This window comes from Petroclostridium sp. X23 (genome assembly GCF_030013905.1).
Classification (GTDB): domain Bacteria; phylum Bacillota; class Clostridia; order SK-Y3; family SK-Y3; genus X23.
Map to the genome: position 1 here is coordinate 1857161 of NZ_CP124862.1, position 17057 is coordinate 1874217.

10 protein-coding genes are annotated in these 17057 nt (G+C 40.7%); 1 reads left to right on the top strand and 9 read right to left on the bottom strand.

Annotated features, from left to right (window positions below):
* Window positions 1–41 precede the first annotated feature (41 nt).
* From QKW49_RS09080 to QKW49_RS09110, 7 genes are all read right to left on the bottom strand, one after another.
* Window positions 42–1757, bottom strand: a complete 1716-nt coding sequence (locus QKW49_RS09080; RefSeq protein WP_282867231.1) for a hydantoinase B/oxoprolinase family protein — start codon at window positions 1755–1757, stop codon at window positions 42–44.
* Window positions 1757–3820, bottom strand: a complete 2064-nt coding sequence (locus QKW49_RS09085) for a hydantoinase/oxoprolinase family protein (protein WP_282867232.1) — start codon at window positions 3818–3820, stop codon at window positions 1757–1759. The genes QKW49_RS09080 and QKW49_RS09085 overlap by 1 nt, the downstream gene beginning before the upstream one ends.
* Before the next feature lie 181 nt (window positions 3821–4001).
* Window positions 4002–4847 (bottom strand): sugar phosphate isomerase/epimerase family protein, encoded by an 846-nt coding sequence (locus tag QKW49_RS09090; RefSeq protein ID WP_282867233.1) that lies wholly within the window; start codon window positions 4845–4847, stop codon window positions 4002–4004.
* A gap of 14 nt (window positions 4848–4861) precedes the next feature.
* A complete protein-coding gene (locus QKW49_RS09095) occupies window positions 4862–5755 on the bottom strand; it encodes a PfkB family carbohydrate kinase (RefSeq protein WP_282867234.1) in 894 nt (297 codons plus the stop codon).
* A 109-nt stretch (window positions 5756–5864) separates the two neighbouring features.
* Window positions 5865–6935 carry a TRAP transporter substrate-binding protein gene (locus QKW49_RS09100; RefSeq protein WP_282867235.1) on the bottom strand — a complete coding sequence of 357 codons (1071 nt, stop codon included), beginning with the start codon at window positions 6933–6935 and terminating at the stop codon, window positions 5865–5867.
* 27 nt (window positions 6936–6962) lie between these two features.
* Entirely contained in the window at window positions 6963–8252 is a 1290-nt protein-coding gene (locus QKW49_RS09105) for a TRAP transporter large permease (RefSeq protein ID WP_282867236.1), read from the bottom strand.
* Window positions 8245–8808 carry a TRAP transporter small permease subunit gene (locus QKW49_RS09110; RefSeq protein WP_282867237.1) on the bottom strand — a complete coding sequence of 188 codons (564 nt, stop codon included), beginning with the start codon at window positions 8806–8808 and terminating at the stop codon, window positions 8245–8247. Before QKW49_RS09110 ends, QKW49_RS09105 begins: the two co-directional genes overlap by 8 nt.
* A gap of 528 nt (window positions 8809–9336) precedes the next feature.
* On the opposite strand from QKW49_RS09110, the gene QKW49_RS09115 reads away from it, so the two are divergent.
* Window positions 9337–10047 (top strand): GntR family transcriptional regulator, encoded by a 711-nt coding sequence (locus QKW49_RS09115; protein ID WP_282867238.1) that lies wholly within the window; start codon window positions 9337–9339, stop codon window positions 10045–10047.
* Between the two features lie 89 nt (window positions 10048–10136).
* Here the strand turns inward: QKW49_RS09115 and QKW49_RS09120 are convergent, their stop codons facing one another.
* Both QKW49_RS09120 and QKW49_RS09125 read right to left on the bottom strand, forming a co-directional pair.
* Window positions 10137–10460: a spore germination protein gene (locus QKW49_RS09120; RefSeq protein WP_282867239.1), complete on the bottom strand. Its 324-nt coding sequence runs from the start codon at window positions 10458–10460 to the stop codon at window positions 10137–10139.
* 136 nt (window positions 10461–10596) lie between these two features.
* Entirely contained in the window at window positions 10597–16902 is a 6306-nt protein-coding gene (locus QKW49_RS09125) for an AAA family ATPase (protein ID WP_282867240.1), read from the bottom strand.
* Between the last annotated feature and the right edge of the window lie 155 nt (window positions 16903–17057).

A 17057-nucleotide genomic window follows, 5' to 3' on the forward strand; every position in this document is an offset into this window, starting at 1 on the left:
TTTTATAGCATAATCTATTTGGATATTCTTATCTTTTGTTATTACTCAGCTAACCTATAGGTGCTTCCGAATGGCTCAACCTTCACACCATACAATTCTAAAGCTTTTTCTACCGAAACCTTGTTTTCTATTACATCTTCCAAGACAGCTTGCGGATCTCTTTCGTGAGGATCTCCATAGCCACCCGCACCTGGAGTGTGTATCTTCACAACATCGCCGGTATTTAAAATAATTCCTGTACATTTAGAAGTCAGCTTTTCAATAGTTCCATCTGTACGAGTAAGATAATAAGCACCACCAGTACCTTCTTTGCCCCCTGCAAGTCCCCATGGCGGGAATATCTGCCGGTCACCCAGCCCGGTGTAGCTAACATTGTCAAAACGCGCTTCGAACTCTCTGCAAATCCCTTGACCGCCTCTAAATTTCCCTGCACCGCCGCTATCTGTTACAAGCGAGTACTGGCGTACAACCACCAGCGGAAACTCCATCTCAAGCGCTTCAACCGGTAAATTAGAGGTGTTGGTTAAATGTACCTGTACACCATTCAAACCATCCGCATATCGGTTTGCACCTGCACCACCTGCAATTGTTTCAAGGTATACAAAAAAGTGGTCTTTATCTTTTGGATCGTTGCCGCTGAATACAGCAGTCGTACAGGAGCTGTTGCAGCCGGCGATTGCTCTTTCCGGTACTGCAGGAGCCATCGCACCGAAGATAACATCAGCCACACGCATACAAGTATCAATACGCGCACCCACCGGAGCAGGATTTTGCGCATTTATAATCAAGCCCGGCTCAACAATGATGTTGAATGCACGGTAGATCCCTGCGTTAGACGGAATCCCCGGATCAATTAACGCTTTTAAGCAGTAGAAAACCGTTGCAAGCAGACCGTTGTAAGTTACGTTAATCGGACCTTCCACCTGTACATTGGTACCGGCAAAATCTAAATCCATGGTATCCCCGCAGATGCTGATTTTTACCGAAATAGGTATGGGATTAGGACTGGCAACACCTGCATCATCCATGTAGTCGGTAAATATATAATCACCATCGACCAGTTTCGTGATACCTGCACGTAAACGACGCTCAGCATAATCCTGAAGCTCATACATACTGTCAACCAGCAAATCGCCATACCGGTCATACGCTTCCAACAAACGGCGCATACCAACACGGTTTGCAGCAATCTGTGCCTGCAAATCCCCATAGCGTTCACCCGGAATACGGCTGTTTGCCATAATAAAACCAAGTACATCTTCATTTGCCTGATCGTTCTGGCAGACACGGGAAATAGGAATTTTGATACCTTCTTGGAAAATACTCACAGCATCCCCGGAGGTAGATCCAGGCACCTTTCCTCCCACATCACTATGGTGAGCCAAGTTAGCAACCCATCCGATCAATTTGTTTTCAACAAAAACCGGAGCAACGATGGTGATATCCGGCAGATGAGTACCTCCACCGTTATATGGATCGTTACCGATAAACATATCACCAGGCTTAATTTGTTCAATAGAATATTTTTTATAAACTTCTTGAATAATGCTGAGCAGGGACCCGAGATGCATGGGAACGTGCTCTGCCTGTGCAACCATATTCCCTTCCGGGTCAAATACTGCAGTGGAAATGTCTCTACGCTCTTTAATATTAGTGGAGTATGCGCTTTTGATGATCGCGATCCCCATTTCTTCTGCAATAGAAAGCAAAAGGTTTCCAACGATTTCAACTGTTACTGCATCTACTTTACGACTCATCACTTTACACCTCCCTGATAAGTTGCTCTAATATTATTAAATCCATCGGTATATGCAATCCACTTGGGCGGAATAATGGATGTAGAGTCCATCTGCTCTATAATTGCAGGTCCGCAGATGGTGCATCCCGGCTGAATATCGCTTCTTTGATATATATTGGTAGGCAGGTAGCCTTCCTCAACATCAAACAACACGTTACGAACTTCAATCGGTTTTGGCGGCTGTGCATCAGGGTTCACCGGCTTTTCAATAAGATCCGGTTTCTCGATGCTGCCTACCGCACTTACGCGATAGTTTACCATCTGGATACGCATGTTTTCGTTGTAATAACCATAAGTGCGGTTATGCTCTGTGTGGAACTTGTTGATCATTTCTTGCATCACTTCTTCTGTCATCGAAGCATCCACCTCAATAGGGATCTCATAATTCTGGCGCTCATAACGACACTCAATAATACAAGAGAAACTTCTATCTTTATCGGCAACCTTCTCTTTATCTAACATGATATTTCCTTCATCAATCATCTGTTCAAAAATACTCTGTACTACCGGAAGATTCTCTTTTTCGGCAATCAACACGTTCGAGCGGCTGATATCAAATTTTGTATCCGCCATCAGAAGTCCTAAAGAGCAAAGGGTCCCCGGAGACGGTGGAATAAGTACGGTGTTAATACTCATCTCCTGCGCAACTTCGCACGCATGCAAAGGACCGGCGCCTCCAAAAGCCATCAGGGTAAACTCACGTGGATCGTATCCGCGTTCAACCGAAACAACACGGATCGCACGCATCATATTTGAATTTACAACCGAAATAATGCCGGCTGCGGCTTGTTGCATGCTGAGAGTTGATTTATTGCAAATATGTTCCGTTAAAGCTTTCTCGGCAAGCTTAAGATTTACTTCCATCCTTCCTCCCAGGATGCGTTCCTGGTTCAACTTACCAAGCACAATGTTTGCATCGGTAACGGTAGGAATCTCCCCGCCCCGCATGTAACAAGCAGGTCCCGGAGTTGCCCCGGCGCTTTTAGGTCCGACTTTTAATGCACCGCCGTCATCTATCTGCGCGATGGAACCTCCTCCGGCACCAACAGTGACAATGTCGATCATAGGAATTCGTGCGGGATACCCCTCAACCAAACGTTCATTTGAAAGCTGTGTTTTACCATCTTCAATCAAGCTAACATCGATGCTGGTACCTCCCATATCAAAAGTAATAATCTTGTCGATATTGCATTGTTTTCCAATATAACACGCGCCTATAACACCCGCACTTGGTCCAGAAACTGCGGTTTTAATAGGACAATCGATGGTCTCGGCAATAGAAATAACAGAACCATTGGATTGAGTAACATAAGGAGGCACCGTAATACCTGAATCCAAAATAGACTTCTCGAACCTGTGTACGTACTTTTCCATTACAGGCCCAAGATACGCATTCAGTACGGTGGTACTCATACGTGAGTACTCGCGGAATTCCGGTACCAGTTCAGATGAAATAGAAACATATACTTCCGGATATTCTTCCTCAATAATTTCTTTAATACGCTGTTCATGGACAGGATTAATAAAGGAGAACAACGTACATACAGCAATGGTCTGTACCTTCTGTTCTTTTAAATAACGAACCGCACTGCGAACACCCTCTTCATCGATAGCTGTTCTCACCGTTCCATCATACAAGATACGTTCTTCAACCTCACATTTGAGTCCGGCCGGAATTAGACTTTCCGGTTTTTGCTTTAGAAGATCATAGAGTGAAGGACGCTTCTGCCATCCGATTTCCATTAAATCTTTAAAACCCTTCGTAGTGATTAAGCCGAGTCGAGCACCTTTCTTTTCAATTAATGCATTGGTTGCAACAGTAGTCCCGTGTGCCAGATAGCTAACTTCTTCCGGTTTGATACACTGTTCAGTTAGAATATGCAAAATACCGCTTACAATCGCCTTAGATGGATCCTCAGGAGTAGAACTGTGCTTAAAATGCAATAAATTTTGTGTTTCAGTATTAAACATAGAAAAATCGGTAAAAGTGCCTCCTACGTCAACACCAATCATATAACCCATAATATCACCTTTCTCAATTCTTGATTGATTTTTTATACCAACGGAAGTAATTGCACAAGCAATTACAACACACCGTTTGAACGAGACGCGAGATATCCCCCTCCCTGAAAAACTAAATGGGTACCCACTACTTATAGAGGTAGTTGACATTTTTTGCCTCGTTATATATCTATAGTAATGCTCATTCTATAATGAGCTTATCGTTTGCCAACAGCCAGTTAATACTTTTTTCATCGGCTATCTCCGGTTCATGCCTATATTGAAGTGCAGTAAATTCAAAGGTATACCACCCTTTATAGCCGCTGTCTTCAAGTACATCAATATATTCTCCTAGAGGTAACCGCCCTTCACCCAATGCAAGATGCCCCATCGGGGTAGCATCCAGTAAATGAACATGTGCCAGCTTGTCACCCAACAGACGGGGATAATCATGGATATCCTCTTCTGCCAATGCCATTTGGCCCGTATCCAACATACCCTTTATATGATTGGACGGAATGGACTCCAGCATTTTCTGAAGCTGAAAAACATTATTCACCAGATTAGATGAATACTTCGACAATGGTTCATATGCAAGTGTAATATTCTTGCACTCCGCATATGCAACCAACTCCTTCATCCCAGCAAGGGATCGTTCCCACGCTGCCTGAATATCGGCATCAAAATAACCGCAACCTGCGGTAACCAGCACATAAGGTGCATTTAATTCAGCAGCCGCATCAATGGCAGTTTTAAAGTACTGTATGCTTTTTGTCCTTAGAGGGAACTCTTCTGCTGCAATATTAATGGGGTAAGAACACTGTTCCGGAGTGACACAAACCACCTTCAGACCTCGATCCTCAATCTGATGCTTAGTATCAAGAAGTGATTTTTCGTTTAATGTATCCAAACAGAAGTGCGGCGCTGCCGCCCAAACCTCAATATTTTCAATACCGAGTTTTACGGCTGTATTCAAAAAATGTGTAAAATGATAGCGAACATAATGATAATTTCCAATAGCTATACGTGATTTTTTTATTCTAGCCATTTCTTCCCTCCGCTTCAAATAAGCTTCTGTAAAACCGATTCGGGGATTTTTGCAGCGTATCCGAATGCACCTCTTACAAGACAGTTTTTAGCTGCCAGCACAGCACCCTCTTCCAACGCCTGCTTAAATATTTGTTCACGATAACTCGAATCCGTATCCAACTTATCAGGATTCTCTTTTTGCGCTTTTGAAAGACAAACTAAAAAACCTGTTGCAAAAGAGTCGCCCGCCCCCAGTGTATCAATTGCTTCAACAGTTTTTGGCGGTTGGAAAAGCATCAGTTCTCCGTTATATAACCATGCACCCTTGCTTCCCATTGTAGCTATTACAATTTTACAACCTAACTGGTGAACTTTTTTACAAATCTGCTGCGTTTCTTCCTGTGACATAGAACCACACGATAAAAATCCGAAAGTAATATATGGACAAATACGTGCAGTGCGCTCCCAATCTTCCCATTTATTTGAAAAATCATAAGAAATGGGGATTTCCAATGCATGAAGAGACTTCAATTGGTCATCAAAATAGCTATTATTGCTTGTGTGAACCAAATCGAATGTTTGAATATACTCTTTGTCTGCCTCCTCAAGAACAATTGGTTTTTCCTTTGTGATTCCCCCACGGTTGCTTCCCATGAAAACACGGTCTCCATCCACCAGATTCACTACTGCATATCCGTTTTCACCTTCGTATTGGCGGCAACGCACATGCTCAACTTTTAGCGCATCCAGTGTATGGATGATATGCCATGCAATCTCATCCTGCCCAAAGACGCCCATATAAGCAGACGAAACTCCTAGGTTCTTTGCATAAACCGCAAAATTCAGCGCCTGTCCGCCGGGATACATCTCTCCAGAATGAAGATAGATATCACATACATTATCACCTATTCCCAAAACCTTTAGCATGTAACTCCTCCAAATATCCTTCCGCTCATGATATTCCCGCTTTTGCAAGCGGGAATATGAGCGTACTATTTCATGTCATCCTACTTTTTGCGAACAAAAAAGTCATCACTTATTTCAGAGCCTGTACTTTCTCATAAAGTCCCGGGGTATCCCAGAAACCTTCTTTTTCAAGTGTTCCTGCAAGAGGAGCCATTTTGTCCATAAATGCCTTCTTATCGAAATCTACAAACTCCACACCTAATTCAGTCAACTTCTTTTTGTCCTCTTCCCACTTGTTATTGATAGTGGTATTAAATTCATTTGCAGCCTCTTCCGCAACCTCTTCTATAATCTTCTGCTGTTCAGGAGTCAGACGTTCCCACGCTGCTTTGGAAAAGCTCAGTGCTTCCAGAGGATAAGCATAATCAACCTCAGAAACGTATTTACTTGATTCGTAGAATTTAGCAGCATAATAGCTCTCTTTGGTACACTCTCCGGCATCTACAACCCCTTGCATCAATGCGAACGGATATTCAGACCATGCAACAATGGTCGGCACCGCACCCATCGTCCTAAAGTTTTTCTCCCAGATAGGGATGTTCGGAATTCTGAATTTAACACCTTTTAAATCATCCGGCGTTTTAATAGGTTTTTTAGCAAAAATGAGTCTGGGATTCTTACGGAAATTATAGTTTACAACGTGTATTCCCTGCTCTTCCAATTTGTCAAAGGCCGGTTTTGAGAGTTCGGAATCCAAATATTTAAACAAGTGCTCATGATTTTCAAAAGCAAACGCCATAGAGATGATATTGAAATCTCTAGAATAGGTTCCAAGGGTGTCAATAGCAGTCATAACACCTTGCTGGAGATCAACCTGAAGGTTTTCCAGCATGGTTACTTCATTTCCAAGCTGCTCTGCCGGATAGAATTCAAATACGACTTCCCCTTTCAGCCTTTCGTTCGCCAAATCAGTGAACAGTTGGCATACCGTAGCCGCAGGCTCACCAATCGCACCCGCGTTACCAAGTTTGAATACCATCGGTGCTTTCCCATCCTTTGGTTGGTCGGCTGTTTGTTCAGGTTTCTTATCATCGGAAGTACCCGAAGACGGACTGGGGGTAGTTGGAGCATTTTGCACACAGCCCGCAAACAAACTGAGGCACAATACCACGCAAAGAACTGTTACTAATAGTTTTTTCATAATTCATTCCTTCTTTCCTTTTTATTTTTATATCGCTCCCATTATGCCAGGCAGCCACATCGTGATACCCGGAATAAAGGTTACGAGCAATAACGTAATGACCAGCGGAATCAAGAACTGAACCGTATATCCCAATGACTTGTCAAACGAGACACCTGTTGCTTTCGCGGTTACAAACAGTGACGGAGCCATTGGAGGCGTGATCAAACCAAGTGTAAGGTTCAGCACAGAGATAACACCGATGTGTATCAAGCTTAAACCCAGTGATGAGGAAAGACTCATTAGCAGCGGTGCAATCATAATCAAAACCTGCATCGAGCCAATGAAGCAACCCATAAAAAGCAGAATCGCATTAAGCATTAATAATATTAAATAAGTATTCCCCAAAGATAGCATCAAATTAGCCATATAGGTCATCAAACCACTAGTAACAATCATCCAGTTAAAAATAAGTCCCGTCGCGCATAATGCCATCACCATTGCAGCAGAAGACAATGTATTCCGCAGTGCACGTGTCAGCATGTCAATGGAGAACTTTTTGTAGACCATCGAGAGTCCAACACAGTAAGCTGCCGCTACAACACTACACTCGGTAGGCGTGAAAATACCCGAAAGAATACCGCCAATCAAGATAATAGGTCCGCCCAGTGCCGGAAGCGCTTTTAAACTATACGTCCATCTTTCTCCCCAAGACGATTTTGCAACGGTAGGCGCCTTCACATTCAGCTTCTTTACCGCAACGACTATCCAGACCATCATCGAAACACCCATCAAAACGCCCGGAACGATTCCGGCCAGGAACATCGCAAGGGTTGAAGTTTGAGAGAGAAATGCCCAAACAACAAAGTTAATACTTGGCGGAATGATAGGACCGATTGCGGAGGAAGCGGCCGTAACAGCAACTGAAAAGTGCTCATCATAACCGGCATCCTTCATTGCTTTTACTTCAATGGTTCCCAAACCGCCCGCGTCGGCCAATGCGGAACCGGACATGCCTGCAAAAATCATACTTGCAAGAACATTGGCATGGGCGAGTCCTCCGGTGAAATGCCCGATCCATTTTTCCGCAGCGGTAAATATCCGGTCAGTGAGACCGATTTCATTCATAAAAATACCTACAAATAAAAATGCAGGAACCGCCAACATATTAAAATCAGCAAGCGAATTGGCTGTCTTCTGTGCAAACATCACAAAACTTTGGCCGTTCATGACAGCATAGAGTAAACTCGAACCCGCCATTGCAAAAGCAATGGGTACTTCCGTTAGAATCAATACAACAAATAGTAAAAAGTAAATCCACAACATCGGATCAATCAAGTGAAATCCCTCCTTCTCCCTGCGCAGGCATCAGCAATTTTTCATCTTTTAAAACAATGTATTCAACAGTTTTGAATGCACTCAATGCTACAAGAAGGATTCCCATAACAATAACAGGAAGAGCATAATAATACGCTTTAGTGAAAGGCAGTCCTCCAAGCGGGATTAATTTCTGCTGCATCTTGAACAAATTCAGTCCACCCGGTATATAAACAAGAGATGTTATTAATACAATCAGATTGGTTACATGGTGCATCAGCACCTTGAAAAATTTGGGGGCTTTCTTCATGCAGAACTCAATGACCGCATGTTCATTGTACCAATAAACAATGGTATTGCCCAGTGCCATCGACCAGATCATCAGCGCTGTCACCAGCTCGTCGGCACCATAAATAGGATTCTTGAAAACAAATCTTAGAATGACCTGTATAAACAAAATGGCCATAAAAATAGCGATTAGATAACCTGTGAATATACTGAAGACTTTCATACATTTGTCTATTGTTTTATGTATTCCAGAGATCTTCGCCTTCAGAAAAGTATTTGCGTTTCCCATACTAGACACCCTCTACTTTTTAAAAATTTGTAACAGTTGAGAAACCGTTTTTATAGTATAACTCTGTCTGAAACTTTCCGTATCCACCGTTGCATACTGTGCTATTGTTTATACTATGTGGCGGTCGGTTTCCATGATACCTTACTTAGAATTCAAGTTTCACCTCCTTGACTTTTAGAATTGACACAGCACCACGCACTTATATATACGTATGTGCACTTATATAAACTCATATACATAGTATATAATATTTAATATGAATTGTCAATCTGTTCAGGAAAAATTTATACTGAAAACTGATGTCTTTAGGATTGCAGTAACAACAAAGCGGTCATACTTTAGCAGCAGAAATGGGCAGTTATATAAATACTATATATTAATGCATAAGTGAATTCAATAAGGATATGAATAATCTATTTTTTCCCAGGGAGAAAAACAACAAATCGGAAGATTATAACAAATACGTGATTGCACAAGCACTTATATATATGTTATAATATGATATATAATGATAGGAAGTGAGAATATATGTTGAATAAAAATGACGTTGTTCCACTGTATAAACAACTGCAGGAAGAGCTTCGCAAACAGATACAGTCAGGAGAACGCAAACCCCGTGAAAAAATTCCTTCAGAAGTTGACCTTGCCAAACAATATCATGTAAGTGTAATAACTGCCCGAAAAGCAGTCAATGAATTAGCTGAAGAAGGGCTGGTTGAAAAAAAGCAAGGTAAAGGAACTTATATTGCTGCACAGAAATATCAACGGAATTTGCAGCAGGTTCTCAGCTTTTCGGAAGTATGCCGGTTGAACGGAACGACAGCAGGCAGCCGCTTATTGGAATGCAAGCTGGTAGAGGCAGACCCCAAAACACTGCGCAAGTTAGGAAGACCGGACGGAGAACAGGTTCTTTTTATTTCGCGTTTACGTTATATGAATGGCGAACCAATAGCCATTGAGACAAATCAGTTCTCAATTGCATATTCTTTCCTGATCAACGAAAACCTTAATGAAGGCTCGCTGTTTGATGTATTGAAAAAAAGAAGCGGTACCGAAGTGTCCATATCCCGCAGAACACTTGAAATCTGCCGGGCTACGCAACAAGAGGCGCAACATCTCTTGGTTGTAAAAGGATCTCCTCTGCTTTTGATTAAATCAATTGCTTACTCCACAGAAAACCAGCCGGTTTTTGTAGGAACACAGTTGATCAACGGTGAACGGTATCAGTTTACCGTGTAGTAGAATGGTAGCTGCTCCTTTTTTCAGCCTGATGCTCCTTACATTATTTAAATACAGTTTGTTTTTTGCTGACGCCGTTTTTAACAGCGTTAGCTTTTTTTAATAGAACCTTTTGGATCAAGCAATAATACGCCATACATTAGAGGCTGTAAAACATTTTTGTGCAGTATATCTTTATTCACCATGCCCTCTAAATAGATCAACACACCCCTTGCGGCCCTATCATGCCCGAAATTAAACTCCCGTACAACTACGTCGCTATTATTATGCAGTATATTTTGCAGTATTTCTATATTTTTCTTAAGATCGGATGTTATCGGATTACCATATGTTCTACCGGAAACATTCTTATATGTTCTATTGCTATCTTTTAAAATGAAAAAACGGAATTTTTTGGATATATAATCAAACATCCATATTTCTCCTCCATTCATTATCTGCTCATATAATTGACCAAACGTGGTGATTATATACTTATCCGAATCCTTCTCATAAAAAAAGAAGGTCTAATCTTTTTCTGATTACACCTTCCCATACTGTACAAAAGCTCTAAAAGTAAATATCGGAAAATTCTATATCGAGCATTTCCACATTATTTACGGAATTTTCGGTTTGAATTGGCGCTTGTTGGAATTGATCATCCTCATGTATTCTCACCGGAAGTTCAACCATAAACTTGCTTCCTTTGCCTAATTTACTCGATACGGTAATGCTCCCGCCATGCAATTCAACAAAAGCCCTTACAATCGAAAGCCCTATACCGCTGCCTTCATTCTTTCTGGTAAGGGTATCGTCAACCTGTAGAAATCTCTCAAAAATCTGTTCTTTTTTTTCTTCCGGTATGCCTATCCCTGTATCTTCAACAGAAATAATAACTTTTGTCTTCCGGTTATGAATATTTACAAATATATTCCCGTTTCTTTGTGTAAACTTAATCGCATTGGAAAGTAAGTTAAGCAGTATTCTTTCTATTTTATCGGGGTCAACCGCCATGATCACCTCTTCTTCATCCGTATCAAACAGTACGTTTATCTCTTTTCCTTTCGCATATTCTACTACTGAAGCAGTCATATTCTCAATCAAATTAATGATATTGAGATTTTTTAAATTCAGATTCATAAAACCCGCGTCAATTTTTGTCACATCAATAATATTGTTCACCAGTCTTAGCAGACGGTAACAGTTTTGTTTCACTGTCCTGATATGTTTACCGACATTTTCAAAGTTTATTTGTACATTGTTTCTGATATTCATCTCAGCTAAATGTACTATACTTAAAATAACAGCTATTGGCGTTCTTAACTCATGGCTTATATTAGAAATAAAATTGTTCTTGGATATATTCGCAATTTCAGCCTCTTCTTTTGCCTGTATCAGTGCTGCTTCCGTTCTCTTATGTTTTATGATTTCCTCTTCCAGCATGGCATTTGCTTCTTCAAGAGTGAGATACGTTCTCTCAAGCTCCATTGCTCTATCTATCATATGCATCAAATCAGTCTCTCCGGTAATTCCGCCCGGCTTCCTAATCTCACGAGACATATTCGCAAGGAACTGATTTTTTAAAATATTGGCTGTTTCGGCAGCTTCCTTAAGCATTTTCAGTTCATTCTCAATTCTTTTTCTCTCAGTGATATTTATATGGATTCCAACCATTCGAAGGGGCTTATTGTTTTCATCCCATTCAATCACCCTACCTCTATCAAGGATCCATATCCACTCCCTGTTTTTATGCTTCATCCTGATTTCACATTCATAAAGATCCAATTCTTTTGAAAAGCATCGTTTAAGAATCTCTTCTGCCTTTTCATTGTCCTCCGGATGTACAAGCCTATACCATGTATCAATACCTGTAGGAACCAACTCATCCAGCGTATAACCCAGCATTGCGGCCCATTGCTCGTTAAAGATCCCTTCCCCGCTTTGCACCTTCCAATCCCACAGTCCGATTCCAGCACTGCTTGCAGTCACATTCAGTTTCATTTCGCTTTCACGAAGCTGCTTTTCCATATGTATTCTGTCAGTGATATCATTAAAGCACTCAATCCGTCCGATTTTTTCTCCCCATTCATTCTTTATAGCATCCACATTTTTTGAAACGTATCTGGTTTCACCCTTCTTATTCTTTATAGTACATATCAGATTGTCTATCGGTTCATCCGGACTCCCGGATAGCAAAGCGGATTTTATACATGGTTTGCAGCCTAAAAGAGCACATTCCTTTCCCAGCACTTCCTGGCTGGAATATCCCGTGACAGCCTCGATTTTTTTATTCCAGCTTGTGACTTTATTCTCTTCATCTACCGAAAATACAGCGCTGGGAACCGTATTAAAAAGCATCTCTATATATTCTTTCCGTACCCTTAGTTCTGCATTCGTCTTTTCTATCTCTCTGGTACGCTCTTCTACCTTTTGCTCCAAAGTGTTATACACCAGGGCATTTTCAAGGGAAATCGCTGCCTGCGTTGACAGAATTTCTATCACTTGCACCCGATCCGGGGAAAATATACCTTCCGTCAAATTGTTTTCAAGATAGAGCACTCCTTTAATCTCATTTTTAAGCTTAATTGCTGTTGAAAAAAATGATTTTGGTTTTTTTTCAATCAAATAAGGATCCTTATCAAATAAAGCTTTACTCGATTTTGATGGAAATACTATGCCCTCTCCTGTTCTTTCTATAAATCGGATTACTGTTTTAGGGAGTTCCTCACATTCGTCAAGAGGCAAAGATGTTAATACTTCTTTTTCTCCGCATGCTTCATCCGCATAAGCTTCGATCAGAAGTTTACCTTCTCTCTTTAGGATGAGGAATCCTCTCTGTGCTCCCATATTTTCCAGCATCACCATCATGAGGCGGCTGAGTAAGGCTTCAAGATTGATTTCACCGGAAATTGCCTGGGAGGCTTTCATGATGGAAAACAAATCAATATTTTGAGGTTTGTTTTTCATAACCTTATTCTCTACAAAGAAATCCGGATATTCATTTTCCAAGTCCTTTACTTTTGCCGCCGCTCCCCAAAGCTGATATTTCCGGCGGGCTACCCGAAAATATGTTACTGCTATATCTTCACTGCCTTCATCCCGGTAGAATTTCCCTGTCAATTCATAAGCCAAAGCTTCCTCATTCAAATATTCATTTTTCTTTGCCAGATTAATAGACTGATTATAGCATTCTCTTGCTTCGTTAAAATTTCCGGTTACCCGGCAAAGCTCAGCTTTAACCAGATAAAACTTATGAAGAAAGTTCATGGGACAAAGTTTTGACCAGACACTCATCATTGTCTGATTTTTGTGAACTTTTTCCAAGATCAACTGTTTTTCATCATCCGGCATGATGGGATATACTGCAAGTCTTGCAAGGGAATCGTAGAAATAATAAATAGCGATATCGATCGTCGCTGAAGCTCCTGCCAAATTCTCTTCTACTTTTTCCCCGGATTGAATAGCATCAAAGTAGTTTCGGAGATGATAATTGAGAATCATCTTGCTTAAAAAGAAGAACACCATTCCCAACATATCACCGATATCTTGCATCATCGGAAGCATCTTGTCCTCATCAAATAAATCACCGGCAAATTTAAGTGGTTCTTTTGATTTACCCTGTATATTCCGAACAAGTTGTCCAAAGATACATACCCAATTCACACTAAAACCTTGCCTGGTTTTTTGCAGCCTTTTTATATTTGTTTCTATTTCTTTTTCCATTACCTCAAGCGGTTGGCCGGTGCACAACAAATGCTTAGTATAATTCATCAAGCAGTAACCTCCATATTCGAAGTTGCCATGCTCTACTCCGGCCCGGTAACCTTTCATCAGCGGCTTTAATGTTGTCTTGATATGCTCCTTCCATTGTATTACAGAACAATTGTCTACATCCAATACGATAGCCTTACAGGCCTTCATACCCGGGTTTTCTACAAGACCCGCATTGATTTTCGCCATTTTATACGCGAGTTCTACGTAATCTTTCAGTTTATCTCCCAACTCAACATTCGTGATGAATGAACAAAGTGTGAGCCCATAGAGAGAATAAACTGCTGGGGAAAAAGGAGCATTACCATGTTTTATCGAAAGCTCTACCATTCTGCATATGACAATCGGCATCAGCATAGGTGCCGCTTTATATGTCACTGACGCACTATTCAGCAATATCTGCATTGCTCCAAGCATCACAGGATCTTTCATGGGAGGTAAATCCGCTAAGTCCTCTACTTTGATTCCTGTGATGGTTTTCCAGGTGCTTTGGAAAGCCTCTTCAACATCTGATTGGGTTGGTTCTACCGGGAGATGGATTCCCGTCAATTTCAGAACCGTTATACAGGTATTCAAGGCTTCCTTAAGATTAAGCTGCGCCTGTAAAGATTCTATTATTATCTTATATGTTCTAATTTTATCTATTAATGTTCTCGCATTTTGAAGTACTATTTCGGCGAATGTATTCATCTTTTCATAATCACTGATGAGGTAGGACGCCTCTGTAATTTCTGAATATAACTGCAAAGTCAAATCATAAAACTCCTGCCATGCATTGCTGCTTAATAATTCAATGCCTGTTTTAAAATAAAGAAAGGCTGAATGATATGCTGACGATTTTTTTGCTGTTACACCTGCCTTGAGGTTCAATTCGGCCAACCGGATCTTTTCAGATTCATCGATAATGATGGCCCTTCCTGCATTCAGCTGCCGCACGATTTCAAATACTTGTTCCGATTTGTTGGAATCAGAAGAGTCTTCCAACAAACGCTTTCCTAACCGTAAATGGATATCACATTTTATATCCTCGGAAATCATGGAATAAACCGCCTGCTGAACACGGTCATGAACAAATTTGAATTTGATATTCTCCCGTACCTGATACAGGCTTTCACTCTTATCGACAGAAATCAAACCTTCGTGCACAGCTTGCTGCAATTCCGACAGAATGGTTTCAAAGGGCTTATCATGAATCAAAGTCAGCATCTTCAAATCAAATTGATTTCCGATACAGGCTCCGTATTGAAGCTCCTCGATGGTTGACGGATTTAATGTTTCGATTTTGCTGACTAACAGGTCTACTACATTTTCCGTTATACCCAGTTTTTCTATCTCTTCGGTATCCCAGCGCCATCGCAGTGAGTTATTATCAAACCACAAGCATCCCCTATCATACAAAGACCTTAAAAATTGTTTAACAAAAAACGGATTCCCCTCTGTTTTATCACATATAAAACCCGCCATCTCTTGAAGGCCGGCCGAATTTCCTTTTGAACTGATGAGTGTATCATTAAGAAGCTGATGAACATCTTTCTTCTGGAGCACTTTTAAATGGATTGTATGCGTAATGGGTTTGTTTTGAGTGAGTTCATCCATCATTGACATGATAGGACGAAGCAAGTCAGCCTCATTATCCCTGTATGCTCCTATAACCAATAAATGCTTGTTAGCCGGATTGGCCATTAACATTTTTATGAAGCTTAAACTGGCAGAATCCGCCCACTGCCAGTCGTCAATAAACATAACCAAAGGATATTCCTCGCTTGCTATCGTCTGCATAAAGTTTTCGAACACCAAATTAAACCTGTTTTGGGTTTCGGTCGCACCTAACTGAGGAATGGGTGGTTGTTTTCCTATGACTAATTCTAACGATGGAAGAACATCTACGACAACCTGTCCATTATTCCCAACCGCCTGCAAAATCCTTTGCTTCCGTATCTTCAATCTATCAGGGGATTCGCCAAGCAGCTGGTTGATAAAATTGTCCAATGCTTGAATGATTGCACTATACGGAATATCATTTTGAAATTGTTCAAATTTACCGGCGATAAAATACCCTTGCTTTTTCAGAACAGAATGGCAAAGCTCCTGAACCAGCGCAGACTTTCCTACTCCCGGCGGACCCGCTATTAAAAGCAATTCTGTCGCTCCACCCGCAGCCTTTTCAAAGGACTGCATCAAGACTTGAATCTCATTGTCACGTCCATATAATTTTTGCCCGATATGAAATTTCCCGGAAAAATCATACTTGCCCAATTCAAAACCGATATCTGCAATATTTTGTATTTGTGTCAGGCATCTTTCCAGATCCTTCTTTAAACCTGATGCAGTCTTGTAACGTTCTTCAGGACTTTTTGACATTAATTTCATGACAATATCCGAGATGATGCTGGGTACAGCCGGATTTATTTTTAAAACACTCTCAGGATTCTTTGCAACATGATGATAAATTTGTTCTATTGGATCTGCAGTTTCGAATGGTAACCGGCCGGCCAGCATTTCATAAAAGGTTATACCCAACGAATATAAATCACTCCTGCAATCGACGGCTCTTGTCATTCTTCCGCTTTGCTCAGGCGAAATATATTTTAAAGAACCTTCTAAAATATTAGGACTTTGCAATATGGAGTTCTCGTTAGATAAATACGCAGCACTGCCGAAATCAATAATTTTTACCTGACTGGTTTTTCTATTATAAAGAATATTGGAAGGATTGACATCCTTATGGACAATATTTGCCGCATGAATTTTTTCCAGACCTTCACAAATCCCAATAGAAATTAACAAGAACTCTTTTAACTCAAATGCATTGCGCTTATTTAATTTATCCAGAGATTCTCCGGTAAAATCCTCTTCAATTATTACATAACCGTTATCGCAATTTATTATTTCAAGATACCCGATAACATTATTGCTTTTAATTTTATTCCCGATTTCAAACTCCCTTTGCAGTCCTTGTATCTCTTCATTAGTAGGATATTCCTTACTCTTCATTTTTATTATTACAGCATGTCCGTCAGATGTTCTCTTTGCCCTCAAAATAGTCGATCTTATTCCATTATGTACCTTACATACTATTTCATAATCTTTTAACTTAAAATACATTATTCGTACTCCCTCTCTCTATCATAGTTTTGAATAAATATTTCAATAGGCTCTTAATAATGATAGGTGAAAAAACAATTTTACTAATTGCACTTATTGATTTGCCATTAATCGCTTATTTTTCTTTTTTCTCCTTTTTTATCTATATATCGACA